Below are 24,583 nucleotides of genomic sequence, written 5' to 3'. Positions count from 1 at the left end.
GTTGCGTATCCGGTATTAGCATTCGTTTCCGAATGTTATCCCGGTCTTACAGGCAGGTTGCCTACGTGTTACTCACCCGTCCGCCGCTAACCTTACCCGAAGGTAAGATCCGCTCGACTTGCATGTATTAGGCACGCCGCCAGCGTTCGTCCTGAGCCAGGATCAAACTCTCCATAAAGGCGAAATGGCGGAGCCATTTGCGCCAAATGAATTCGCTTGTTAGCTCATTCAAAAAACTAGCTTAATTGTATGACCTTTTGACAGGTCGCTCATTGTTCAGTTTTCAAGGAACAAAATGTTTCTTTATTTCTCGTCCCAGTCTCGCGACCGGAATAAGAATATATCATATTTCGAAACTTAATTGCAAGCTTTATTTTTGGGCTTGTTTTCGTTTCGTCCACCGTGTTTCGTGTACGTCTCAGCGGCGGAATAACAGAATAGCACGGGCATCAACAGGAAGTCCAGCGTTAAAATATTCCAGCTGTTTCTCACCTATTATCAAACAGAAATAGCCTGTATATACACAGGCTACTCAGCTCACTACTATATCCTCAATGTATGCTGTTCTCCTTCACCAATTGGGAACTCCCTCTCTCCCAGCCTCACTCGCACAACTGGTCCTGACGAATTCCTCACTGATACCAAACCATCCTTAATCTCGATATCAATCAAATTGTTAAACACCGCAATACCAGAAGCCCTCACCCACTTTAGATCTTCTGGCAGCCCTGGAGCGAGTTCCACAACGCCCTGCTCAGCAAGTGGTCTAACGCCTAGCAAGCCTGTAACAACATTCCCAATAACAGAGTAGGACACTTCGGGATACTCCTTACGCTCCATCTGTTGATCAGATAGCTGCAACAGAACACGATAAGCTTCTTCCTTCTCACCTACCACATAGTACACATCTGGCAGATGCGACATTTCTTCTACATTCGAAACACCGTTCCGTATAATATCATCTACCGCCATGCGCCTTTTCGCTTCAGATGCAATAAGACCGAAGTACACAGGCATATATTGTGCCGATAAATAATAGTCCGTATGATAACTTCCATCCTGCAAAATCGCCGCGCTGAAGCGCCCCTTCTTCTCGCTCCACCACTCCTCGTCATACAACCGTTGCAATCTTGCCGCCAAGACCGCATACCGTTCAGTTTTATCACGCTCTCCTCGATGCCGAGCAATTTCACTATAAGCTGCATATGCCCCATATTGTGCAGCGACGAGATCGCCGCCCACCTTCGGCGTGAGCGAATCCTCTACGTACGAGGCAATCCCCCGTCTCCCCTCGCCTCTCACGTGATCGGGTATGCCATCCCCGTCACGGTCCCAGCGCAGGACATACTCATTTAAGCTCTTCTCATAGAAGTAAAGCAGCCTCTCATCGGTCAAATAATCCGAATCCCCGCTCCACAGATACATCCGATAGCAACAGGCGATGACATCGAAGTTCGCCGGCAGGTTGTACCAGAAGTCACCGTCACTCGTGTAATCATCCGGGCAAGGCAAGTTATCTTTGGTTATTTCCCAGTACGTGCACCAATCCTTCGACTCACTGATATTCTCTGCGAACTTCAGCAGCATGTTCTTCGTATGCGAGCCAAGACCAAGCGCAGCCGCGCCGGTGCTCATATGGGCAACATCTCGCATGCAGAACGCTTCGCGTCCCGGGAGCGCCGCTTCGTACCAAGGACCAACCGGATCACTGTCCGAGGCATAAGCGAGTGCTTGCTCTCGTGCCCAGACAACCGCTTCCTCCAGTCGCTTATCCGATGATTGCAACGTAAATGGACTCGTTATTTTCGACATGTATATGTCATGCCTCCCTATCGCGCACTAATTAATCAACCTTTCACAGACCCTAACGTAATACCGCCGATAAAATATTTTTGCAGGAACGGATACACGCACAGGATAGGCACTGTCACGACAATCGTCGTAGCTGCACGCAGCGTAAGCGGCGATAAGTCTTGGAATTTGCGCATCAAGAGCTGCTGATCCCGAATTTGCTGGGTCGCCTCCACTTCAAGCAGCAGTCGCCGCAAATACACCTGCAACGTATCGAACTTGCCGTTGAAATTGTACAGAATGACGTCAAACCAAGAATTCCAGTGACCAACTGCTGCATAGATGGATACCGCCGCGAAGACCGGCATGGCGACAGGGATAACGATACGCCAGTAAATGCGAAGCTCTCCAGCGCCGTCAATTCGAGCAGATTCGAACAACGCTTCTGGCAGGTCGGAAATATACGAAGCCATAAGCAGCATGAAATAGGCGTTGAAGAGACCCGGAATCCAGTACACTTGGAACGTATTCGTCAGATGCAGCTGGTTCATCAAGATGTACGTCGGAATAAGTCCGCCGCTGAAGTACATCGTCATGAAGAACAGAATCCGCATAAATTTGCGCCCAGAGAACGTACGAATACTGATGATGTAGGATAACAAGCCGGTCATGAACAAACAGGTGCATGTGCCGACGATAACGCGAAGCACGGACCAACTGAGCCCCTTAAGCAGCTTCTTGTTCTCAAACAGCATGCCGTATGCGGAAAACGAAAGCTTTCTCGGGAAGAAGTAGATGCCGCCGCGGGCTGCATCCTTGCCATCATTGAATGATAACGCGAGCAGGTTAATGAACGGATAGATGACGACGAAGCCAAGCAGAACTAACACGATAATAATCGCAATGTCAGCTAGCCGGCTTGCGAGCGAAGATTGCATCGATGAGCTAGTCTCCACCATGCCCACCTCCTTATTTTAGAAAATAGACGATTGCATATAGCGTTTGGACAACCGGTTTGCGAGAATGACGAGCACGAGTCCCATCACGCTTTTCATAAGGCCGACTGCTGTTCCGTAAGAGTAATTGCCTAATTGAACACCGAAGCGGTACACATACGTATCGATGACTTCATAGTGATCCTGCGTGAGCGGATTACCGATCAACAACTGCTGCTCGAAGCCAGCATTCAAGATGCCGCCGATCGCAAGGATAAGCAGAAGTACAGCCGTCGAACGGATACCTGGCAGCGTAATATGGCGGATCAGTCCGAACCGTCCCAGTCCGTCAACTTTTCCGGCCTCATACAGCTCCTTATCGATACCAGCAATAGCGGATAAATAGATGATGGCCGAGAAGCCCATGTCCTTCCAGACGTTGCTCGTAACGAGAATGCCCCAGAAGTAATTCCCGTTCATCAGAAATTCAATCGGCTCGTGAATCAGCCCTAACTTCATCAATATATCGTTTAGAACCCCGTCGCTTCCCAGCAGGGTGATGAGGATATTAGCTACGACTACCCAGGAAATAAAATAAGGAATGTACGACAGCGATTGAATGGTCCTCTTGAAAACACGCCCGCGAAGCTCATTAAGCAGCAGCGCCAGCACGATCGGAGCAGGAAATCCGATCACTAGATTCAAGCCGCTAATAACCAGCGTGTTGCGGATGATCTGCAAGCAGTCCGGTTCGTTGAAGAAACGAACGAAATTATCGAATCCGATCCAATGCGAGAACATGGAATGCCCGGGAACATAGTTCTGAAAAGAAATAAACAGACCGTACATCGGATAGTACGAGAAAGTGAGCACCCATGCGATCATCGGGATGCAGAGCAGCCAAATTTGCCGCTCGCGCCGCACTCTTCTCCATAGCTCAGCCATATGCCTTCCTCCAATTCCACTTCGTTCAGACAAGAGAAAGGGGGATTCGTTCATGTGAGGAACGTCCCCCATTTGCCGCTCGCCCTGCTTGTTTCTACTTCGCTAGATTGTTCTTGTATTCTTGCGTACGGAACGCTTCGATGTCTTTCAGACCCAATTTCTCCGCCTTGTCGCGCATATCATTGAAGGCATCAACTGCGCCTTGCTCTGTCTTACTCATTACGGCTTTCGCGAAGCCAGTCTTGATCAAATCTTCGATCTGTTGATTCACGATTGTCAGTGGATTGTCAGCCGAGAACACGATACGTCTCGCAGTATTGTCATAGATCGTATCTTTGAGATTCTTGTTCATAAGCGCTTTCCACTTGTCCTCGTCATTGAAGTTCTGATCGTACCAAGCGGTACTCTTATTGTCGTCACTCATAATACCTTGCGGGTGATCCAGCCAAATCTGATTGCCGCCTGTAATTTCATCAACTTTGTCGTATTCGAAAGTACCTGCGAACAACTTCTGCTTCTGCGCGTCATTGAAGGACCATTTGCCGCCGCCTTCATAATTCCACACGGATTCCGGCAGGTTCGGGATGCCCCAGCCAAGCAGGCGCGTACCGATCGGCGTCATCTCGAAATCCAGGAATTTGATTACATCCTCCGCATGCTTCTCTTTATCCGTAATGACCGTATAGTTCCAGCCAGTTGTGTCTTTAGGCGACAAGTAAGCCGCTTCAGCACCTGGTGCTTTCAGGCTGATTTGGACATAGCGATTATTGTCTGTCCATCCCTGCATTGTCGTCTTCCAGACTTCATGTCCAGCGTTCCAGGATTGCCACCATGGACCAATATGTCCGATGATTTGCTCGTTCGAGAACTTCAGCTTCCAATCGTCATACTTGTTCAAGAAGCTGTCCGGATCCATCAGCCCTTCGCGGTAAAAGCGATTATAGTACTTGACGGCTTCAAGTCCTTCCGAAGTATTCAGCCAATGTGTCAGATTATGGTCCGCATCTTCCTTGTAGCCATCCTTCAAGCCCCAGATGCCGAGCACATTGTTGATGCTGATCTGATCGTTCCAGGAAATCGCGTACGTCTTCTCGCCTGTTGAGCTCTTCGGATGCGCCGCCACCATCTGCTTCAGGACATTGTAGTAATCTTCCGGTGTCTCAATTGTCGGCGAGCCCATCTCCTGGTACCAGTCGTAGCGAATATGAGCGCTAAAATCCGGAATAGGCAGCAAGCCCCAACCGCGCGGCAGCCCCCACAGCTTCCCATCTTTATCTAAATATGAGTTGTACTTGTCACCAAGCTCTTTCTTAATATTGGGACCATACTTGTCAACAAGCGGCGCCAAATCAATCAGCTTCCCTTGCGACTTCCACTTGTCGAGCGTATCGCTGTCCATCGCCGAGATGACGCCTGGATAATCGCTGGATGCGAGCATCAGGTTCATTTTTTCTTTGCCGTCGACATCGTACTGGGTCTTCTTCACATCCACATTGAACTTGTCCAATATGTAATCATGAATGGCTTTGAGCTTGGTTGCGACTTTGTCCGGATTATCTTTGTCTGCGGAATAATAGTCGAGGGTGATCGTATTGTCAGGAATAGTCCACCCGAACTCGTTGACCTTCGGTGTGGAGGTCGAATCGGACGACTGCTGGTTGTTCGATGTGGATTGTGATTCCGAATTATTGCTGCTGCCACTATTGCCGCTATTCGCGCTGTTACCGCTGCTTCCGTTGTTGCCGTTCTCTCCTGAGCAGCCTGCGAGCAGACCGCCCGTTAGCAGCACCGAGCCTAGCACGAGTGCAGTACGTTTTTTTAGCTTCATCAAAAGACTCATCCCCTTTTTCGCTAAATGATGCGTTCATGATTGCGCTTACAAGATTTATTTTAGGGGACGATGGTCGGGATGAGGATGTAGAAATCTTCACGTTGTTGTGGTTTTCATCACTAAGCGCACTTAACTACACTTAGCCGCAACTTACACGAGCAGCTTCTTATATTCGCTTGGCGTGACCCCGACAGTCTTCTTGAACAGCTTCGTGAAATGCGGATAATCCGGGTAACCGACACGCTCTCCGATTTCGTATGTTTTCATCTCTCGATTCCGCTCAAGAAGCGCCTTTGCTTCATCCATTCGATACTCGATCAAGTAAGTAATGAACGACTTTCCGGTCTCCTGCTTGAACAGGTTATAGAAATGCGTCACAGACATGCCTAACTGGTTAAGCAATTCATCGAGCTTCAGATTCGGATCAGCATATCGCGATTCAATAACCTGTACCGCCTCGCGAATAGCAGGATGCTTGCCCCAATTGCGGCTGCTCCGCACCTGCTGAATCGCATGTAGAAGCATGGAACGGAACAGCTCACACAACTCCTCAAGGCGCTCACTCCATTGCAGTTCAAAAGCAACCGAGGCTCCCCGGAGCTCAGCTTGCCTCTGCAGCGCAGCTGCCAAATCCAGCAGAATGCTCCGCTTCTGTTCCTCCTGCAATTCGCTGCCCGTTATCTTGCGCTGGACACGCGCCGCCTCTGCCAATACGGATGCTTCGTCCGTCTTCCAGATCATCTCGAATAAGGCTTCAGCATCGTAGAAAAATTCGCAGCTGAGACTGCTTCGCGTCTGCATGCTTTCAATCCGCTCCAAATGCTTGGCGTAGAGCTTCAGCATGAGCTCCTTCACCGCGGACACTCGCATCGGCTTCAAGATATAATCGGCAACGCCGCATCTAATGGCTTCTTGAGCATAGTCAAACTCACCATAGCCGGATAAAATCACAATCTCCGTCGGCTCCCCGCTTTCATGGATATGTCGGATCAGCTCAAGCCCGCCCATCACCGGCATGCTGATGTCTGTAATAATGACATGCGGCCGTTCTCTGGCTGCAAGCCCCAGCGCTTCTTGCCCGTCTGAAGCATCGCCAACGATGACAAAATCCGGATGGGTCTCGCTAATGATTTTGCGCAAGCTCAGCTTAATCATCTGTTCATCATCAACCAGCAAGATTCGGTAACTCATGCGAAACATGCGCCTCCTTCGACGATAGAATGGGAAGTTTGATCAGGATGGATGTCCCCTGCTCGCTTGTTGCTGTAATTCGCAAGCCGTATGGAGCGCCGAACAGCATACGAAGCCTTGAATGAACGTTATAGAGTCCAATGGATTGCACGCCTTGCTCGACTTCGCTGCCGGCTTTCAGCTGATCTGTGCCCTCGCCTTCAAACAGGTGATTGTAGCGCTCCATCGTCTCCGGCGGCATTCCTTTGCCTGCATCTGTAATGATCAGCTCATAGCAGGATTCATCGTCAGCAGCGATCCGGCCTGCAATTCGGACGGCTTCCGGGCGCAATTTCTGCTTCTCATACCCGTGCTTGAAGCAGTTCTCTACAATCGGCTGCAGCGTGGAACGAACCGCCGGGACAGACGCAGCCAAACGGCGGTCGAGCTCGACCTCGTAATTGAAGCTCGGATAACGCTCCGCTTGTATGGACAGGTAAGCTTCAATATGCCGAATCTCATCGGCTAGGAAAACGGTGCCGTTCGGATTTTGAACATTGTAGCGGAACATATCGCCTAGCGAAACGATCATATTGCTAATCTTGTCGTTGCCTTCGAGTATCGCATTCGAGTTGATGAACTCGAGCGTATTGTATAAGAAATGCGGATTAATCTGCGCTTGCATCGCATGGAGCAGCGACTCCTTCTGCCTGACCTCGAGCTCCTTCTCCCGCAGCTCCGACACGTGTACGATTTCGATCAGACGCTTGATCTCTTCCACCATTTTGTTGAAGCCGCGGAACAGGCTGCCGATTTCTTGACTGCTCGCATGCGGAGCTTTGACGGAGAAATCGCCCATCTCGGCGCTCTTCATCAGCCGCAGCAATGTGAGAAGCGACTTGGTCATGGAGTAGACGACTCCGCTTGCGGCGAGCATCGATAAGAGGAACAGCAGAACGAGCACGACGATGGAGATTCGACTGATCGTGACAATCGACTTGTTCAGCTCCGAGAGCAGAACTTCTGAGATGAGCGTTAAGTCGGTCCGATCCGAGCGAATAAATACGATAAGCTTCTTGCCCTGTTCGGATTGTACGGTGAACGCTCCGCTCTGCTTCGTGCCCATCTGCTTCAAGTATTCAGCAGGTACTGTCGCCGGCTTAGAGCCACTGTCCGGGTGGTAGATGACCTGGTTCGCCGAATCCGCAACCCATACAAAGCCTGTCCGACCGAGCTGTACGCCATGAATAATGCTGACCATCTGATCGCGCTTCATATCGACGATAAGCATTCCCTGCTTCATGTGGCTTTGCGGAGGCGTAAACTTCATCGCCATGGAGACAACTTCGTTGCTGGGCGAAGCTTCGAGGCCCATAATGCGGAATTTACCGGTGCCCTTCAATCGGCTGAGATAAGACTTGTACCGCTCTTCAGCCATCATGAAGCTAGAGCTGGAAGTCGCTTTGTTCCGATCTGAAATCAGAGAGATCCCATAAATATCTTGCCGGTTCAGGACGATCTTCGCGAACAGCTCCTTCTCGATCCGATGGGACAGCTCGAATCGCTCAATTGGATCATCGCTCTGATTTTTGAGAAAAGCCGCCGTTAGATCACTGGCCAGCATCGGCAGCATGGTCCGCTGCACTTCCGTAAAGTATGTCTCCAAGTGCGTGTTCACTTGATTCACCATTTGGATGCTGGAGTCGATCGCATTGCGTTCGATGACATTATACGTTTTCTCATACCAGATCCACCCGATAACGGGAAGCGGAATATATAAGAAAATCATCATGATTAACAGTTTCTTCTGGAGTGAAATTTGCTGCAGCAGCCTCATGTCTCAGCCTCCGAACCGATAGGGATATAACGAAATGGATTCGTCTCGAATATACCCGATCACGAATGAAAGCGCTACACTTTTGTTGCAAATAGAAAGGCTGCCCGAGATAATCTCGGACAGCCTTCTGACGGTGATCGATCGATTAGAGTTGCTTCAAGTTCACAAAACACACCTTCGTGGAACACTTGCTTACTGCCTCGCTTCCGGTTTTTAATCGAGAAGCTACGCAGTACATGTGACCTGCTCTGCGACACGTCGCCTCGCTTCCAAAGTAGTTAGGTGATTAACTAAAACCCTCTTGTAGCTCTTGCACCATAAGGTTCAATGGAACCACACCTCTCTTTGCACCGTCGAATATATCATGTACAGAAAACGGACTTCTTATTCAAGGGTTTTAAGATTTCGTAAAGACGGGAACCAAATCATCCAAAGTCCCGCCACGATAATCGTGCCTACGCCGCCGATAAACGCCGCAGGAACAGGACCAACTAAACCTGCTAATGTCCCTGACTCAAACTCGCCAAGCTGATTAGACGTGCCGATAAAGAGCGAGTTCACTGCATTTACGCGCCCTCGCATCTCGTCTGGCGTCTGAAGCTGTACAAGCGAAGAGCGAATGACGACGCTGATGACATCCGATGCGCCGATCATGAGCAGTGCGAACAGCGATAAGACGATATTGGTTGACACGGCGAACAGCATGGTCGCAAGGCCGAATATCGCGAGCGCGCCGAACAGAATCGGACCGAGTGCTTTCCTCAGCGGATAATACACGAGAACAACGGACATGATGAGTGCTCCGACCGCAGGCGCCGTACGCATAAGCCCCAGCCCAACAGCGCCGGTACGCAAAATATCCTCGGCAAAGATCGGCAACAGCGCCGTAGCTCCGCCGAGCAGTACAGCAAACAAGTCAAGTGATATGGTGCCCAAAATAATCGGGTGACGTCTCACGAAGACAAGCCCTGAGAATAGCGACTGAAGTGAAACCGGCTCGGACGTTCTCACGACGCGTTCCATCTTAATGAGAACGGTCAGAATCGCGCCAATGAACAGTGCCGCTGCCGAAGTGGCATATACGTAGACAGGACCTATCGCGACGAGAACACCGCCAAGCGTAGGTCCTAAAATTTGCGACGTTTGACCGGCTGATGTCGTCCACGCAATCGCCTTCTGCATGAGCTCTTTCGGCACAAGCATCGGCAATAGCGCGGACGAAGCTGGTCCTTCGAAAGCTCGGCATGCGCCAAGTATCGTCGCCGCAGCGAGTATTTCCTCGCGCCCAAGCCAGCCTGCAATGTTGCCGACCAGCAGCAACGCCGCGATGGCGCTCTGGATCAGCTGGGAGAGGAAGACGATAATGCGGCGGTCAAACCGGTCCGCGACATGGCCGACGACAAGCGTCAGGAGCAGCATCGGCAAGAATTGCGCAAGACCGACAAGACCGAGGCTGTAGGCATCATGCGTCAGATCGTACATCTGCCAGCCGATCGCGACGGATAGCATTTGAAAAGAGGTGGATGAGAACGCGCGTCCAATCCAGAATTTTGTAAAAGAGCTTTGTTTCAATGAAGCTTCCAATGAAAGTCACTTCCTATCTTGTAAAAACAATTCCACCGCATGAATGAGCGGTTCGATGCTATCCCACCGATCCATGCAATGGTGCAAAATCATATCCAGGTCATTGGCTCGCTGCTCGGGACTCATCGATCGAACAAGCAGATTTTGCAGCCAATTCGTTAAGTTTCGAAGATGGTGGCGGTAGCAGTAAAACCGCAGCACATCCGTATTAATGTGTATCGCGTGCCTGAGCTCCTGCTCATAAGCGGACAAGTAGGTGCCAAACTCTTCACCGATGTATCCCATCAAATCAAACTCGATCGGTGCGATCAGGACCGATTCCCAATCGATAAGATTTAACTCCCCTGTTTCGCCAAGAATCAGGTTCCCGCCCCACATATCACCGTGGCAGAGCACCATCGCTCTGCTGTCTTGAAGCGCCTCTGCACGCAATTGCTGCATGAGATCGAGCATCTCGCGTAGCTGTTCGCGCCTCGGCAGCAATGCAGCTTGCAGCGATTGCACGATGGGGTCGTCACGGTGTCCCCGGCTTGCGAGCAGCTCGAGGCAAATCTCCAGTGTCGGAATAAATGAGATGTCAAAGGATTCCGTCGGCAGAGCTATGATATCGTCAAGCGATGGTGTCGGCGGCTTGATTCGATGCAGTCGTGCAGTCAGTCTTGCAATGCTGCTCACCGTTTCTAACGCGATTGGGTAGGCGTCAGCGAGTGTTGCACCGGCAATATAATGGAACAGCACTATCGTACAATTGCATAGTGTCACAGTGAAGTCACCGCTCGCTGTACGGATCGGCCAAGTAAGCTGCTGAAAAGCTCCGCTATGGTACAGCCGCGAAGTCAGCGGCAAATAATAGTCGAGCTTCTGAGCGCCCCGCCGCTGATGGTCATTATTAAGATCAAAAAGCTTGACATAATAGCGGTCCCCGCCATCACAGTGCAGCAAGTAGGAGTACGCGGAATCCCCGAGCGGGATAAACTGCAGTTCGATCGCCCTTATGCGAAACGCCTCATTGAGCTTATCCAGAACTGCTTTTTCATCCATATCGAACTTGCTTTTCATTCCGGCTCATATCCCCCCAACAAAAAATCCGCGTTAGCCGCGGATTTGTAAAAATCTAAGAAAGTATAAGTTTTTGATATACTTTGCTTAGATTTCTCCGTAAAACGTAAGCTTTTACCGGAAGAACGGCGACAGTCGTTTTCACTTGGAGCCGTTTACAACTGAACTTGCATCGTCCCTAACCCGCGGAATAGCATGTTCGGACGCCAGTTTGGCTTCGAGTCCAAGAAGCGCATCTCCGGGAACCGCGTCATCAAAACGGATAACGCGATCTCGCCTTCCATACGCGCGAGCGGCGCACCTAAGCAGAAATGGGCTCCTGTTGCAAAGGCAATATGGCGATTCGGCGTCCGGTCAATGAGAAACCGATCCGGATCCGCAAACTGAGCCGGGTCGCGATTGGCCGCGCCTAGCATAACGGTGACGAATTGCCCACGCTTGATCGTCTGACCACCAATCGTATAATCAGCGGATGCAAGACGCGAAGTCTGCTGAACGGGACCTTCATATCGCAGCCCTTCCTCAACCGCAGATGCTGTGAGTGACGGTTGGCTGAGCAGACGCGCATGCTGCTCCGGATGATCGAGCAGCGCCAACATCGTGTTGCTGATCAAGTTCACCGTCGTCTCATGACCGGCCACGAGAAGCAGCACGCATGTCGCGATGAGCTCCTGCTCCGTCAAGGCATCGGCTTGCTCCTTCGGGTGAAGCAGATCACTGATCATATCTTCTTTGGGCGCTTTCTTACGCTGAGCGATCAGCTCACGGAAGTAGACGGTTATTTCTTCAGCGGCACCAATCGCTTGACCAGCGAAATCCGGCGTCTGCTCGCCGCCTTCCAATATCCTTGCGAACGTGTGCGACCAGCCCTTGAACAGCTCGCGATCCTCCGGCGGTACGCCAAGCATCTCTGCGATAACGATGACCGGCAGCGGGAACGCGAATGCCGATATCAAATCGGCTTCTTTCCCTTCTGCCATCTGTTCGGCAAGATGCTCCGCGACGCTGCGGATATTGAGCCGGAGCCGTTCCATTGCACGAGGCGTAAAGGCTGGACTCACAAGACCTCTCAACCGAGTATGAACGGGCGCATCGCGGAACAGCATCCAATTGTCGAGCAGGTCGTTCACCGGCTTCCACTCGTTCACTACTTGCTGCGGCGGCTCGGCATACAGCTCCGGCATCGCATTCCGGTGTTCGCGGACAAAGACCGGATCTTTCAACAGCCGGTTCACATCTTCATATCTGGAAATGACCCAGAAGCCACTCTCTTCGACATAGCGCACTGGCTCATGCTCGAGCAAGTAGGAATAGAACGGATACGGATTGCTATGCACCGACTCCGAATAGCGACGGAACCAAGCCGGAATGTTAGTCTTCTCGGTTGATGACGATTGCGGATTTGAATGCGTGGACAAGGGGATCACACCTTTTCGTTTGATCGTTCCAACACTACTTCTTCGTCCAAACGCCATTTCCTTCCAATCAGACTTGTACTAGCTGCTGAGTACGTTCATCGTTAATCTTCGATAAGCTCAATATCCATACTGTACAGCAGTGAGATGGCTTCCGGCAGCGTGAACTTGGCTTTACGAATCCGATTATTACTCGGATCGATTGCATAATTCGTCGCATGCGACAGGTTTGCGCCCGTCAGGTTCGTCTCGCTAAATAAGCTCTCGGCGAAATTCGTGCGTGCTAAATTCGACTCCTGCAAATCCGCTTCACGGAAGTCCACGTCACGAGCCGTGCAAGCTGTGAGCTGACTCTTCGGCATTGAAAGTCCGATGAATGTAGAATGGTTCAGCACACATTCGTCGAAGCGCAGCGTGCCAGGCACGACAATACGCGACCACGATGCCTCGGTCCAATCGACGCCAACCAGCTTACAGTGCTTGAACGATGCTTGTGAGAACGAGCTGTCCAGCAGCTTGATCATGCTGAGATCACAGTGTTCAAACGTGCAATCCGAGAACTTGCACTCATCAAACGCCGTCTCGCTGAAATCGCACTTCGTAAAGGTACAATCGTAGAATTTCACGCTGACGAGCTCTTCCTTCGAGAACACCATATCCGCAAAATGATCACCGTAGTATTCTTGTTCCTTGAACATCTGAAATTTGCCTCCTCCTCTCGCGCAAACATGTATACATCAACCTTTTCACTATACCACTGATTCGCAGCTTCCTCACCTTTTCCCGCTCCAGAAAATAAAAGAACGACGACCCGTAGGCCGCCGTCTTCACCTTATTTGCGCTCGCGAAGCGCGCTGTTTCGATAACCGTAAATGAAGTAAATAACGAGACCAATCGTAAGCCAAATACCGAAGCTCGCCCATGTGAAAGCTTTCAGCTGCAGCATGAGGTACAGGCACGACGCCGCGCCGAGAATCGGTGTGAACGGAACGAACGGCACTTTGAAGCCGCGTTTCAAATCTGGCTGAGTCCGACGCAAGACGACGATGCCGATCGAAACGACGAAGAACGCGAACAGCGTTCCTATGTTCGTCAATTCCGCAAGCCTGTGCAGCGGCACGAGACCGGCGAATGTACCTGCAAGCAGTGCAGTCAACCAGCTGCCGATAACCGGCGTTTGGCGCTTCGGATTCACAACCGATAGCACTCGAGGCAGCAAGCCGTCACGGCTCATCGCATAGAACAGTCGCGTCTGTCCGAAGAGCAGCACGAGCAGCACCGTAGTGATGCCTGTTATCGCACCGACCGAGATAAATCCTGCGACCCAGTCCTGATGGATATATTCAAGCGCGAATGCAACAGGGTTGCTGACATTCAGCTGATCATACGGAACAATACCGGTTAGGATGAGCGATACGATGATATACAGTGACGTACAGATCGCGAGCGACCAGATAATCCCGATCGGCATCGCGCGCTGAGGATCCCGAACTTCTTCCGCAGCTGTTGATACCGCGTCGAAACCGATATAAGCGAAGAAGATCGTCGCTGCTCCAGCTGTTACGCCATGGAAGCCGTACGGCATGAACGGCGTCCAGTTCTCGGGCTTCACGTACCATACGCCAACGCCGATGAATAGAAGTACGCAGGTCACTTTAATAATCACCATCAGCATATTCATGCGTGCTGATTCTTTGACGCCGCGCGTCAGGACGAGCGTAATTAAGAAAATAATGACCATCGCCGGCAAGTCGATGATCGTCCCATTATCCATGTTCAGTGCGCTTGATAATGCTTTTGGGAGATGCACGCCGAAGCCGTCCAGCAGTCCTTGAAAATACCCTGACCATCCGCTGGCGACCGCCGAGCTCGCTAATCCATATTCGAGGATAAGCGCCCAGCCGAGCATCCATGCGATAAATTCGCCAAACGCCGCATAGCTGTACGTATACGCGCTGCCCGAGACAGGTACGCTCGAAGCGAACTCCGCATAGCACAGTGCCGTAAATACGCAAGCTAGTCCAGCGAGGACGAAGGAGATGACAAGCGCAGGTCCTGCATAGGTTGCGGCTGCCACCCCAGTGAGTACGAAAATTCCGGTTCCAATAATTGCGCCTACTCCAAGCATGGTGAGATCAAATGAGCCAAGCGCTTTTTTCAAGCCGCTGCCGCTCCCAGGCTCTGCTGCCAATAAGGAGGAAATGGATTTTTTCCGAAAAAGATTCATGATGCGTTCCACCTTTAATTCTGTTATAGCGATTCTGCAAAAAAACACAGAAATATTAGTTTACTATAAAGCTTTGCATTGGTAAAGAATTTTGCGGACTTTCAAGCTATTATGCAGCATCCATTCTGCCTTCATCCCACCCTGCAAAAAAAGAGCAAAGGCCGCGTCAGCCCTTGCTCTTCAGTACGTGAAACTATTCAGTTGCCTGGTCCAAATCGCATTCTTCGAGCTTCAACAGCTTCGATTTGTACTTCCACTTGTAGCCGAGCCAAATCACGAGGAACAGTGGAATCCCCACATAAGAAGCGAGCACGAACATCCAGTCAATCTGTCCGTCGGAGTACGCGCTAATGCTCTGCCCGATAATAACGACCATGCACATCACGCCTGCGAGAATCGGTCCGAACGGGAACCATAGCGAACGGTAAGGCAAGTCTTCGATGCTGCGGCCTTGCGCCACATAGGCTTTGCGGAACCGGTAATGGCTGATCGCAATACCAAGCCAAGCGATGAAGCCCGACATACCGGATGCGTTCAGCAGCCAAATGTACACTTGACCGTCGCCGAAGAAGGATGCCAGGAAAGCTAGCATGCCGATTGCGGCTGTTGCGAGCAGCGCATAGACGGGAATGCCGCGCTTATTCAGCTTCGCGAATACGCGAGGAGCTTTGCCTTCCTTCGCGAGCACCCACAGCATCCGTGTCGATGCATACATACCCGAGTTGCCTGCGGATAGAACCGAGCTTAAGATGACTGCATTCATTACGGAAGCTGCAACGCTAAGTCCCGCTTTCTCGAAAATAATCGTGAACGGACTTGCCGCGACACTACCGTCTGCGAGTGTGTCCGTCGTGAACGGAATGAGCAAGCCGACGACGAAGATTGCCAGGATGTAGAACAGCAGAATGCGCCAGAACACGCTGCGGATGGCGCGCGGAACGCTCTCGCGCGGATTCTCGGATTCCCCTGCCGCGATACCGACGAGCTCTGTTCCTTGGAACGAGAATCCGGCCGCCATACAGACGCCAAGCACCGCGAGCCAACCGCCGGATATTGGCGCATCGCCAGCCGTAAAGTTGCTGAAGCCGACCGCATCGCCCTTCCAAATGCCCACAATCATGAGCAAGCCGATAGCGATGAAGACAACGACTGTTACAATCTTGATCATTGCGAACCAGTACTCGGATTCTCCGTACCCTTTTACCGATAATAGATTTAGTCCGACCATTAAAGCCAGGAAGAGAGCACTCCATATGAATGACGGGCTGTCCGGCAGCCAGAATTTGATGATCAACGTTGCGGCAGACAGCTCTGCGGCGATCGTAATCGCCCAGTTATACCAATAGTTCCACCCGAGCGCGAAGCCGAAGGATGGATCTACGAATCTCGTTGCATACGTGCTGAATGTTCCGGATACCGGCATATAAGTAGCCATTTCGCCCAAGCTTGTGACGAGGAAATAGACCATGATGCCAATAACCAGATAAGCTAGCAAAGCTCCGCCCGGTCCAGCCGAGTGAATCGCTCCTCCGCTTGCCAGGAACAGCCCTGTCCCAATCGATCCGCCGAGGGAAATCATCGTCATATGGCGTGATTTCAAACCTCTGCGCAGTTTGTTCTCTTTTACTTTCTCTTTCACTTTCGGTACGCTCCCTATACTGATTTCCGAGAAAATAAACACAAAAAAGCCGCCTTCTTCAAACACAAGAAAGGCAGCTTTAACTCCCTCAATCATCCTGTTCCAAGATAGCTCAACATGCTCTCCCTGGGAAGGACAGCATGACAGTTCCGCTCCTTTCGGAAACGGCCCCAGCAAGCGCGGCCAGTATGGCGCGCAGCTTCGGCGACGTTGCCTTTTCACCCGGAATCAACAGTCTATACTGGACTTCCCCCGGACGTACTCTTCAACATCGCGACCTCTACCTCATTGCATGAATCATGAGGCATTTGTATTTAATTTTCATAACAGTTTTCAATAATAAAGAGGCTGTTCGAAAAAAGCAATGGTTATCAATTCCATATGAAACGCGAGAGTCTACTCTATATCTCCGCCACGGTATGCTTTCTCGTGGTACTTCGTGATGTATTTGAAGAGCGACTTGCCGTCGTCATCCGGCTTGAACGAAGGGTCTAATGGCAAGTACATCGCATAGTACGTCTCAGATACCCAGATGTACGGATGCACGTAGCCTGTCAGCTGAAACCCTACCTTTTGCCAAAATTTGATGCGCTCCGCATTCTCTTCCGTGTCATCCGCTTCAGTCTCGATAATGACTGCGCGGCAGGACTCCGAAGTCGCTGCCCACTCGCTGATTGCTTCGACACAATGCCGGCCAATGCCGCGTCCTCTCTGATTCGCACGAACTGCGATATAATCGAGCACGAGTACGTTTGATGGACGGTCCGTTGAGGTCAGCGCCATCGCGATCACATCGCCCGCTTCCGTCCACGTATGCAGCTCGCTAAGCTTACGCTGGAACATGCGCCTTAGGACGCCGTTACTCTTGCCTCGATGTTCGGGGAACGCTTCCCTGTACACCGGTTCCACCTTGCGCCACAAGCTCTCATCCCACTTCGATGTAACTTGATAGTCCATCGTCATGTTACAGATAGGCGCAGAGCTTCTGGACGAATTGCTCCAAATACTGCTGATCCAGCTCATCGAACCGATTCAGCTCAGGGCTGTCGATGTCCAGCACGCCGAGAAGCTCGCCGTCTTTGATAATTGGAATGACGATCTCCGATTGCGATGCAGCGTCACAAGCGATATGGCCGGGGAACTCATGAACGTTCTCTACGCGAACCGTCTCTCTCGTATTGGCTGCTTTGCCGCAAACGCCGCGCGCGAAAGGAATACGGACGCATGCCGGAAGTCCTTGGAATGGCCCGAGCACCAGCTCTTCGCTGCGGTTAATATAGAAGCCTACCCAGTTAATGCGATCTAGAAATTGATTCAGCAGTGCGGATGCGTTGGAGAGGTTCGCGATTTGATCCGCTTCGCCTTCCAGCAGCGCGCCGAGCTGGTTAATGAGTAACTCGTAGTTTTGTTCCCGTGTTCCTGAATACGCCTCGGTATGAAACATGATGTGTGCTCCTTTGCTTTTTGCTTTTTGCTTTTTGCTTTTTGCTTTTTGCTTTTTGCTTTTTGCTTTTTGCTTTAGCAATGCTTGAAATAATCAGACAGTCCCTATATTGTATATCAGCTGGAGGTGTCGTTCAATTCATCCTGCTGAAACGGATCCGCGACCTCATGTCCGTTCAGATCCAGAACGAGCTGGCCTTGTCCATCTCCGAATACCCAATAGAGCTTCTGATTGATTTCAAAAAGATGAAGATTCCAGCTGCTCCCAACGGTAGAGAGATCGAACCCGCGTTGTTCAACCAAGTCAACAATCTGCTCGTAAGTGACTGGCAGAGGAATGGCCTTCTTCGTTCCGTCTTCTCTGAAAATAATTGCGAATTGCTGCCCCGCTTCATCAGCCGCAACAACAATGAACGGACTGTGGAAGTACGGCATCGCCGCCACTTCTTTCAGCTTCATCGCTGCGAGCTTCTCTTTGTAGTGGTCAACGATATATAGCCGATCACCCGTAACTGACTCTTGCTCGGTAATGTTATGCGACTTCGCATTGCAGCCCAATAGCAGCCCTGCCATGAGGATGAAAATAAATACAGTAATTGGCTTTCTCACATCTACCGCCCCCGTGTGTCTAACAAATGATGAAGGTTCTTGAGTTCCTTGACGTTGGCAGGTGTGGAAAGGTTGCCGCTGCCTGATTTGAATACATATTCATCTATATATAATCCCATCCGATCGCAAGTTCAACCAACTCTTCCTCGCCGATACGAATATTTTGCTGGCGAGTGATGTGCCCGCCCTGTGCCAGATAGAATGTCAATGACGGGTTGTCCGCGAGTACCCACAGCATCATCGACGAGCAGCCGATTTGCCGTAAGAAATCGGTGACATTGCGAAATAGCTCTCGACCAACACCTCTACGTTGATAGTGCTGAAGTAAATAGATTGCGTACAGCTCTCCGTCGAAGTCATTGTCAGATTCGCGGCAGCGTCCGCCACTTGCCAAACCGACAATGCGTCCATCCTCCGCTTCTGCTATGAAGACGCAATCGGACTCTGTCATATGCTCGAACGTCCATTGCCAGTTTCGCAGCCGTTGTTCCACGGATAGACGATCCAGATAGTCATCGGCTATGATACCGCGATAAGTCGTCTGCCAGCTCTGAACGTGAACATCGGCAATTTGCTCTGCGTCAGCTGGTGTCGCTTTTCGAATCAGCATCCGTCCCCCCACCTTCCTTTTCAGGGATACTTCCACAAAGCATTTCCAAATCCCTCCAAACACCTCCATCCATCACTACCAGTTTCCACCGTAAAATAATGAAAGACTGCCAGTCTCAACGGACCAACAGCCTCTAGTGATGTTTCAGTTCTTTTTTCCCGTTAAGCTAAGCTCGAACATGTCGATAATCTCCAAGAAATGCTCAGCTTCGCGATAAACGTGGTCAGCCAGCAGCGGATGAATGATGCTCTTGATCCGGCATGCCTCGATGAGATCACGAGCGGTTTTCTTGAAATCACGGAGGGCGACGACGGACACGCGGTTCTGATCCAAAAACTGATCCAGCATCGGAAGCGTCTGCGATTGCGGCCGCATCGAGTCGAGATCGACGGCTTGATAGAGCAGTTGATCGAAGTCGTGGCTGAATTCATTCGCCTGGTCAACGAGCTTGCGTTCGGAAGGATCCAGCAGATGGCTAATAAACTTCGCATGATCGGCCATGATTCGGAGGAAGAACACATTTTCGTTAATGATCGCATCCGGCAGCGGATCGAGCCTTCCCGCATTCAGCTCCGCCAGACGGTTCCGAAAATAATTCGCCTCTCTGCTCGTATGATCGACTAGCAGCGGAAAGTTGTTTGCGCCGGGCAGCTGGCAGGTGAGAATGAGCTGAAGGATCATTCGCTTGAACACCCAGATGTGCGAGACGGCGTTGTGAACCTCCTCGTTGAACTTCCGGATGACATTCGGATCTGTGCCAGCTGTGAATTGATTCGCCCTATTCTCGATATTTTCGAAGATGGAGTAGAATTGATTCGCCTCGTTGATTAGAGTCGTATCCTCACAACGGAAGCCAAGTCTGAGAAACAAAGAATGCTCCTTCATGATCCGTGACCAGAACCGTATCTCCTCCAAAGAACGAGCGACAAATGCATCTGGCAACTCGAATTCCTCCCCCTACCGCGTACTAGTAACCCTATATCGTATGGGAGGACGGCTTGGATATATGACATGCAGAGGAAGTCTCCGCAAAGGGAGAATTTCAATTTATTTCCATAAACTCCGAAACTCTTCCTCATAAGCTGCGTAATAAAAGCAATGCTTGTGAGGTACCACACTAATGATGAACGGAGATACCAACGATGCCGAATGAATTAAGCACGCAGCTGCTCGAAGCCAAGGAGCGGATGCAACGGTTGAACAAAGCGGAACGCAGACGCGAAGAGCTTCTGCGACGCGTTAACAATCAGGAGCGAATTATTGTCCAGTTAGAGCTGCAGCTGGAGAAGGAACAGGCGGATGTCGATAAGCTGACCAAAATGTCCCTCGCGAACTTATTTCATACGATCCTTCGCAGCAAAGAGGAGCAGCTTGAGCTCGAACGCCAGCAAGCGCTGGCTGCAGCATTGAAGCTTCAGGAAGAGAAGCAGCGGCTTGTTAGCACACAAGAAAACCTGCGTCAGCTCGGAGATGAGCTTGCTCAATACACAGGTGCTGAGCGGGAATACCATCGGTTGATGGCAGTCAAGGAGTCAGCGCTTCGCGGCGCGACTGAACATGGGAGCAAGCTGATTGCGATGGATGATGAAATCGCAGACCAGACGCTGCAGCTTAAGGAGATTCAAGAAGCGCTGACTGCCGGGAACCGCGTCGTCTCCGCGCTAGAAGACGCATCTACAAGTCTGGAGAAAGCCGAAAATTGGGGCAACTGGGACACTTGGGGCGGCGGCGGTCTGATCAGTACATCCATCAAGCACGAGCACGTCGATCATGCGAAGAGTCATATCCAGAATGCGAATCATCTGCTGCACGCCTTCCGCGATGAGCTGGATGACCTGAATCAAACGATTAATATTCAAATTGATATCAGCGGCACGTTGAAGATGGCCGACTACTGGTTCGACGGTCTGATTACGGATTGGATCGTTCAAGGCCGGATCAAAAACTCCCAGCAGCAAACACTTGATGCACTGAATGATATCCGATCTGTCGTTCGAGACCTTCAGAGCAAGCAAGCTTCTGGTCAAGCCTCTCTCTCCGCTCTGCAAACGAAGCGGCAGGCTTGGATTGAGATGACGAACCTAGAATAGGTGAGTGAAATGAAGAGAAGAGAAGGCATATGCTACGGGCATATGCCTTCTTCAATCCGGCGTTCCATCCGTATGCCAACTACAATTTCACCGCTCGCACTCTGCTTACCGAACAGATCTACTGGAAGAAATCCGTGTTTGCGATAAAACAATAGTCCTCTCGTATTGCTACTTTCACAAATTAACTTCATTACTGTTACTCCATACTTCGCCCTAACCAACGAAATCATCGTTTCCAACAGAAAGGCTGCTGCTCCTCTTCCACGAAATGCTGGTGCGACAATGACATTGCCTAAGTAACAGCTGTCAGCCTCGATCTGGTAAAGGTTTGCGGAAGCAACAACTTCATTCTCATATATAATGCACGTTGGCTGGGCTCGCGTCGCCACCTTGTCTCGGAGTTGATCTGGCGTAAGCGGAAATGAAGCGGATGGAAAGAAATACCGTAGCTCCTCTGGATTTTGCGGAAACGTACAAATGGTGTCCAGATCCGATTCTTCAAGCGGACGGCTTGCGTACATGGCGATCTCTCCCCTTCAGTTTACTTCTTATTCCACGTATCCTTCAGCGGCACGATCCGATTGAACACAAGCCGCTCAGCATTGCTGTGCTTCGAGTCGCTACAGAAGTAGCCGTGACGGAACAGCTGGAACTTATGCTCCGAGCTCACCCGGAGAATGTAAGGCTCAATCATTGCGCCTTCAACAACCGTGAGCGACTCCGGATTCAGTCGATCAGTCCAATCTTCACCCTCTTCTGGCGGCGCATCGGAATGAAGCAGCTTCTCATACAAGCGGACATCGGCTTGAACCGCGTGCTCCGCGGACGCCCAATGAATCGTCCCCTTCACCTTCCGCTCATTGAACCCCGTTCCGCTCTTCGTACGAGGATCGTATGTGCAGTGAAGCTCCACGATTTCTCCAGTCTCCCCGTCTTTGATCACATCCTCGCATCGGATGAAATACGCTCCCTTTAGCCGCACTTCCTCACCAGGGCGAAGACGATGGAAGCCTGCTGGCGGCAGCTCCATGAAATCATCTTGCTCGATGTAGATCGTTCGCGAGAATGGCACTTCCCGATGGCCAAGCCCTGGATCCTCGCTATTGTTCTCGATCAGCAGCAGCTCCGTTTGGTTTTCAGGGTAGTTGGTGATGACCACCTTTAACGGGCGAAGCACGCCCATTACACTGACCGTCGTCCCTTTCAGCTCTTGGCGAAGACAATGATCGAGCAGCGAAATATCTACGGTGCTCTGCGATCGGATACTGCCTATCTCTGTAATGAAACGGCGTATACTCTCTGGCGTGAAGCCGCGGCGACGAAATCCGCGAAGCGTCGGGAGCCTTGGATCGTCCCACCCATCCACGTGACCGCCGAGGGCGAGCTGACGCAGGAATCTTTTGCTCGTAACAACGCCTGTCAAGCTCAACCGTCCGAACTCCCGTTGACGGGGAGGAGACACGATTGCAAGTTCTCGCAGCACCCAATCATACAGCGGGCGATGGTCCTTGAACTCAATCGAACAGAGTGAATACGTGATGCCTTCGATCGCATCTTGAATCGGATGGGCGTAATCATACATCGGATAGATGCACCACGCATCCCCCGTCCGGTAATGCTCCGCATGAATGATGCGGTACAGCACGGGATCGCGCATATTCATGTTAGGCGAGCTCATATCGATCTTCGCTCGGAGAACCTTCGTACCGGAACCATACTTGCCAGCTTTCATCTCGGCAAAAAGCTTCAGATTCTCCTCCACCGTCCGCCCCCGATATGGACTGTTTCGGCCAGGCTCCGTAAGTGTTCCACGGTACTCCGTCATCTCGCTGGGCGACAGGTCGCAAACGAAGGCATTTCCACCTTCAATCAGCTTCACGGCGTAACGGTAAATCTCCTCCGAATAATCCGAGCCATAGTATATATGCGGCCCTGGATCGTAACCAAGCCACTTGATGTCCTCGATGATCGCATTCACATAAGCAATATCTTCTTTGAGCGGATTCGTATCGTCGAACCGCAGATGGAACTTGCCGCCGAGGCTCGCAGCAACCGTGTAATTGGTATGAATCGCATATGCGCTGCCAATATGCAAATATCCGTTCGGTTCCGGCGGGAATCGCGTGCACATCTCCCGGCCAAACGGCTCCGATGCAATCTCATCCTCAATCAGCTTCAGCATAAAATTATCGTTATTCATATTCGGCTCCTCCTAATGAGCTTTATGGTGTGGCTTCAATTGACGAACGCGTACATAACCGCAATAAAAAAAAACTTCACCTCCAAGACTTGTTAGTCTTGGGGACGAAGTTATTCGCGGTGCCACCCCAGCTTCATTAATATGTCGCCATATTAATCTCTTCGAGTACGTCATTCCCTTCGCAGACAACGGTTATACTCTAGCTCTGTAACGGGAGCTCCCGTCATGACATCACCGAAAGCTCGGATCCGGCACGCTGCTCAGAGGCTTGGTTCGCGGAACATCTCCCCTGCTCCTTCTCAGCACCCGGAGCTCTCTGTATGGGGACCTACTCCCTACTCTTCTCATCATCGCGTTTTGCAAAATATTTCAAACATCATAACAGATCATTCCCCACATTGTAAATGGGCTATTCATACGGCTCGAGCTGATAGTCTTCCACAAGCTCGACTGAATCCCGTTTGCTCGCGTAGCGGATGATCTGTTTCTTCACATTCGGGAACAGCATAATCGATTCAAGCTCATCCAAACGAATCCATCGGACCCCTACCTGCATCGGGTCTGGTTGGTCCGGCAATCGCGGCTGTGATCCATCCTTCAACGTACAATCAAACACGATAATAAGCGCATGCGGCGTTGTCGCCGAGTCATACGTCCCCGATTGCTTGTGAGGCGCAAATTCATAGACAAAAGCTACACGGCCGACATTTACCTCAGCCGCAGCTTCCTCCATCATCTCTCGAGCGAGTGAATCCGTAATCGTCTCTCCAGGCTCAGCTCCACCGCCTGGTAAATTGTAATGAAACTCCCCATTCTCGCTGTACTCTATGAGAAGTACGCTATCGTTCTCTATAATGAGTGCTGTTGGTCTGACACGGATATGATAAGTCACCTGGTTCTCCCCTTTTTGTGAGACATATGGAAATATATCATATTCCTCTTCATTCCGCTCGATTATCTTGACTACATCAACGCAAACAACCGCCGGACTCCATCTGTCCGGCGGCTGAAACAATGACGACCTGCTAGCTTGTAAACAAGCGTGAGTTCGGTACGACTTGTTTGGTTTGCGATGCGCTCGACCATGACAGCTGCGCATGCGCATTGCCGCAAGGCTCGATGAATTCCATCTTGATGTCATATTTGACCCCAGCCGACAACGTAATGGTTGCCCTGAGCTCGCCGTTCATCGCAACTC

Annotated in this window: 22 protein-coding genes, 1 rRNA gene, 1 riboswitch and 1 other annotated feature; of the genes, 1 reads left to right on the top strand and 22 read right to left on the bottom strand. The window is 51.0% G+C overall.

Translation table 11 applies throughout. The features are described 5' to 3' along the window. The 18 genes from A8990_RS22515 to A8990_RS22430 form a co-directional block, all read right to left on the bottom strand. Positions 1-178: ribosomal RNA gene (locus A8990_RS22515) — 16S ribosomal RNA — on the bottom strand; the annotation flags it as partial. A gap of 365 nt (positions 179-543) precedes the next feature. Further along, entirely contained in the window at positions 544-1,812 is a 1,269-nt protein-coding gene (locus tag A8990_RS22510) for a glucosidase family protein (protein WP_116191299.1), read from the bottom strand. Between the two features lie 35 nt (positions 1,813-1,847). Continuing rightward, the gene (locus tag A8990_RS22505; protein ID WP_116191298.1) at positions 1,848-2,750 is read right to left on the bottom strand and encodes a carbohydrate ABC transporter permease; all 903 of its coding nucleotides are present in this window, start codon (positions 2,748-2,750) and stop codon (positions 1,848-1,850) included. A 15-nt stretch (positions 2,751-2,765) separates the two neighbouring features. Then, the gene (locus A8990_RS22500) at positions 2,766-3,671 is read right to left on the bottom strand and encodes an ABC transporter permease (RefSeq protein WP_116191297.1); all 906 of its coding nucleotides are present in this window, start codon (positions 3,669-3,671) and stop codon (positions 2,766-2,768) included. A gap of 94 nt (positions 3,672-3,765) precedes the next feature. Further along, complete coding sequence (locus A8990_RS22495) at positions 3,766-5,499, bottom strand: type 2 periplasmic-binding domain-containing protein (RefSeq protein ID WP_116191296.1); 1,734 nt, start codon at positions 5,497-5,499, stop codon at positions 3,766-3,768. Between the two features lie 153 nt (positions 5,500-5,652). Continuing rightward, positions 5,653-6,693, bottom strand: a complete 1,041-nt coding sequence (locus tag A8990_RS22490) for a response regulator (RefSeq protein WP_181909729.1) — start codon at positions 6,691-6,693, stop codon at positions 5,653-5,655. Beyond that, positions 6,668-8,509, bottom strand: a complete 1,842-nt coding sequence (locus tag A8990_RS22485; protein ID WP_116191294.1) for a cache domain-containing sensor histidine kinase — start codon at positions 8,507-8,509, stop codon at positions 6,668-6,670. The genes A8990_RS22490 and A8990_RS22485 overlap by 26 nt, the downstream gene beginning before the upstream one ends. Before the next feature lie 384 nt (positions 8,510-8,893). Then, a complete protein-coding gene (locus tag A8990_RS22480; protein ID WP_116191293.1) occupies positions 8,894-10,093 on the bottom strand; it encodes an MFS transporter in 1,200 nt (399 codons plus the stop codon). 6 nt (positions 10,094-10,099) lie between these two features. After that, positions 10,100-11,152, bottom strand: a complete 1,053-nt coding sequence (locus tag A8990_RS22475; RefSeq protein ID WP_116191292.1) for a phosphotransferase — start codon at positions 11,150-11,152, stop codon at positions 10,100-10,102. Between the two features lie 155 nt (positions 11,153-11,307). Continuing rightward, entirely contained in the window at positions 11,308-12,570 is a 1,263-nt protein-coding gene (locus A8990_RS22470; protein WP_181909728.1) for a cytochrome P450, read from the bottom strand. 101 nt (positions 12,571-12,671) lie between these two features. Next, positions 12,672-13,265 (bottom strand): pentapeptide repeat-containing protein, encoded by a 594-nt coding sequence (locus tag A8990_RS22465; RefSeq protein WP_116191290.1) that lies wholly within the window; start codon positions 13,263-13,265, stop codon positions 12,672-12,674. A gap of 134 nt (positions 13,266-13,399) precedes the next feature. Then, complete coding sequence (gene bcaP, locus A8990_RS22460) at positions 13,400-14,794, bottom strand: branched-chain amino acid transporter BcaP (protein ID WP_116191289.1); 1,395 nt, start codon at positions 14,792-14,794, stop codon at positions 13,400-13,402. A gap of 193 nt (positions 14,795-14,987) precedes the next feature. Continuing rightward, the gene (locus tag A8990_RS22455) at positions 14,988-16,379 is read right to left on the bottom strand and encodes an amino acid permease (protein ID WP_181909730.1); all 1,392 of its coding nucleotides are present in this window, start codon (positions 16,377-16,379) and stop codon (positions 14,988-14,990) included. 154 nt (positions 16,380-16,533) lie between these two features. Next, positions 16,534-16,724, bottom strand: a riboswitch (Lysine riboswitch). A gap of 105 nt (positions 16,725-16,829) precedes the next feature. Beyond that, positions 16,830-17,390 carry a GNAT family N-acetyltransferase gene (locus A8990_RS22450; RefSeq protein ID WP_181909727.1) on the bottom strand — a complete coding sequence of 187 codons (561 nt, stop codon included), beginning with the start codon at positions 17,388-17,390 and terminating at the stop codon, positions 16,830-16,832. A gap of 7 nt (positions 17,391-17,397) precedes the next feature. After that, positions 17,398-17,877, bottom strand: coding sequence for a GAF domain-containing protein (locus A8990_RS22445; protein ID WP_116191287.1), 480 nt, complete (start codon positions 17,875-17,877; stop codon positions 17,398-17,400). A 116-nt stretch (positions 17,878-17,993) separates the two neighbouring features. Next, positions 17,994-18,485: a hypothetical protein gene (locus A8990_RS22440; RefSeq protein WP_116191286.1), complete on the bottom strand. Its 492-nt coding sequence runs from the start codon at positions 18,483-18,485 to the stop codon at positions 17,994-17,996. Positions 18,486-18,588: 103 nt separating this feature from the next. Further along, entirely contained in the window at positions 18,589-19,095 is a 507-nt protein-coding gene (locus A8990_RS22435) for a GNAT family N-acetyltransferase (RefSeq protein WP_181909726.1), read from the bottom strand. A gap of 144 nt (positions 19,096-19,239) precedes the next feature. After that, on the bottom strand, positions 19,240-20,037 hold the full coding sequence (locus A8990_RS22430; RefSeq protein ID WP_116191284.1) for a DUF2935 domain-containing protein: 798 nt from the start codon (positions 20,035-20,037) through the stop codon (positions 19,240-19,242). A gap of 200 nt (positions 20,038-20,237) precedes the next feature. Between A8990_RS22430 and A8990_RS22425 the strand changes: the two genes are divergently transcribed. Continuing rightward, positions 20,238-21,185, top strand: coding sequence for a hypothetical protein (locus A8990_RS22425; RefSeq protein WP_116191283.1), 948 nt, complete (start codon positions 20,238-20,240; stop codon positions 21,183-21,185). Between the two features lie 32 nt (positions 21,186-21,217). Here the strand turns inward: A8990_RS22425 and A8990_RS22420 are convergent, their stop codons facing one another. The 4 genes from A8990_RS22420 to A8990_RS31685 form a co-directional block, all read right to left on the bottom strand. Continuing rightward, entirely contained in the window at positions 21,218-21,706 is a 489-nt protein-coding gene (locus A8990_RS22420; protein WP_116191282.1) for a GNAT family N-acetyltransferase, read from the bottom strand. Positions 21,707-21,726: 20 nt separating this feature from the next. Further along, entirely contained in the window at positions 21,727-23,385 is a 1,659-nt protein-coding gene (locus tag A8990_RS22415) for a glutamine--tRNA ligase/YqeY domain fusion protein (RefSeq protein WP_116191281.1), read from the bottom strand. Positions 23,386-23,482: 97 nt separating this feature from the next. Beyond that, positions 23,483-23,745 (bottom strand) — a binding site (T-box leader). 49 nt (positions 23,746-23,794) lie between these two features. After that, positions 23,795-24,277, bottom strand: coding sequence for an NUDIX domain-containing protein (locus A8990_RS22410; RefSeq protein ID WP_181909725.1), 483 nt, complete (start codon positions 24,275-24,277; stop codon positions 23,795-23,797). A 133-nt stretch (positions 24,278-24,410) separates the two neighbouring features. Continuing rightward, entirely contained in the window at positions 24,411-24,575 is a 165-nt protein-coding gene (locus tag A8990_RS31685; RefSeq protein ID WP_181909724.1) for a hypothetical protein, read from the bottom strand. Positions 24,576-24,583 lie beyond the last annotated feature (8 nt).

It is taken from the genome of Paenibacillus taihuensis (assembly GCF_003386535.1).
Lineage (GTDB): Bacteria > Bacillota > Bacilli > Paenibacillales > Paenibacillaceae > Paenibacillus_Z > Paenibacillus_Z taihuensis.
The sequence above is the reverse complement of the archived record's forward strand: the minus strand, read 5'-3'. Positions and strand labels throughout refer to the sequence as shown.

Excerpts from the sequence above, each read along its gene's own strand:
- A8990_RS22435 (WP_181909726.1), bottom strand. The coding sequence starts at position 19,095 with ATGCTGATTCGAAAAGCGACACCAGCTGACGCAGAGCAAATTGCCGAT.
- A8990_RS22510 (WP_116191299.1), bottom strand. The coding sequence starts at position 1,812 with ATGTCGAAAATAACGAGTCCATTTACGTTGCAATCATCGGATAAGCGA.
- A8990_RS22490 (WP_181909729.1), bottom strand. The coding sequence starts at position 6,693 with ATGAGTTACCGAATCTTGCTGGTTGATGATGAACAGATGATTAAGCTG.
- A8990_RS31685 (WP_181909724.1), bottom strand. The coding sequence starts at position 24,575 with ATGAACGGCGAGCTCAGGGCAACCATTACGTTGTCGGCTGGGGTCAAA.
- A8990_RS22455 (WP_181909730.1), bottom strand. The coding sequence starts at position 16,379 with ATGACGATGATTTCCCTCGGCGGATCGATTGGGACAGGGCTGTTCCTG.
- A8990_RS22500 (WP_116191297.1), bottom strand. The coding sequence starts at position 3,671 with ATGGCTGAGCTATGGAGAAGAGTGCGGCGCGAGCGGCAAATTTGGCTG.
- A8990_RS22505 (WP_116191298.1), bottom strand. The coding sequence starts at position 2,750 with ATGGTGGAGACTAGCTCATCGATGCAATCTTCGCTCGCAAGCCGGCTA.
- bcaP (WP_116191289.1), bottom strand. The coding sequence starts at position 14,794 with ATGAATCTTTTTCGGAAAAAATCCATTTCCTCCTTATTGGCAGCAGAG.
- A8990_RS22485 (WP_116191294.1), bottom strand. The coding sequence starts at position 8,509 with ATGAGGCTGCTGCAGCAAATTTCACTCCAGAAGAAACTGTTAATCATG.
- A8990_RS22465 (WP_116191290.1), bottom strand. The coding sequence starts at position 13,265 with ATGTTCAAGGAACAAGAATACTACGGTGATCATTTTGCGGATATGGTG.
- A8990_RS22415 (WP_116191281.1), bottom strand. The coding sequence starts at position 23,385 with ATGAATAACGATAATTTTATGCTGAAGCTGATTGAGGATGAGATTGCA.
- A8990_RS22420 (WP_116191282.1), bottom strand. The coding sequence starts at position 21,706 with ATGTACGCAAGCCGTCCGCTTGAAGAATCGGATCTGGACACCATTTGT.
- A8990_RS22475 (WP_116191292.1), bottom strand. The coding sequence starts at position 11,152 with ATGAAAAGCAAGTTCGATATGGATGAAAAAGCAGTTCTGGATAAGCTC.
- A8990_RS22495 (WP_116191296.1), bottom strand. The coding sequence starts at position 5,499 with ATGAAGCTAAAAAAACGTACTGCACTCGTGCTAGGCTCGGTGCTGCTA.
- A8990_RS22450 (WP_181909727.1), bottom strand. The coding sequence starts at position 17,390 with ATGGACTATCAAGTTACATCGAAGTGGGATGAGAGCTTGTGGCGCAAG.
- A8990_RS22445 (WP_116191287.1), bottom strand. The coding sequence starts at position 17,877 with ATGTTTCATACCGAGGCGTATTCAGGAACACGGGAACAAAACTACGAG.
- A8990_RS22425 (WP_116191283.1), top strand. The coding sequence starts at position 20,238 with ATGCCGAATGAATTAAGCACGCAGCTGCTCGAAGCCAAGGAGCGGATG.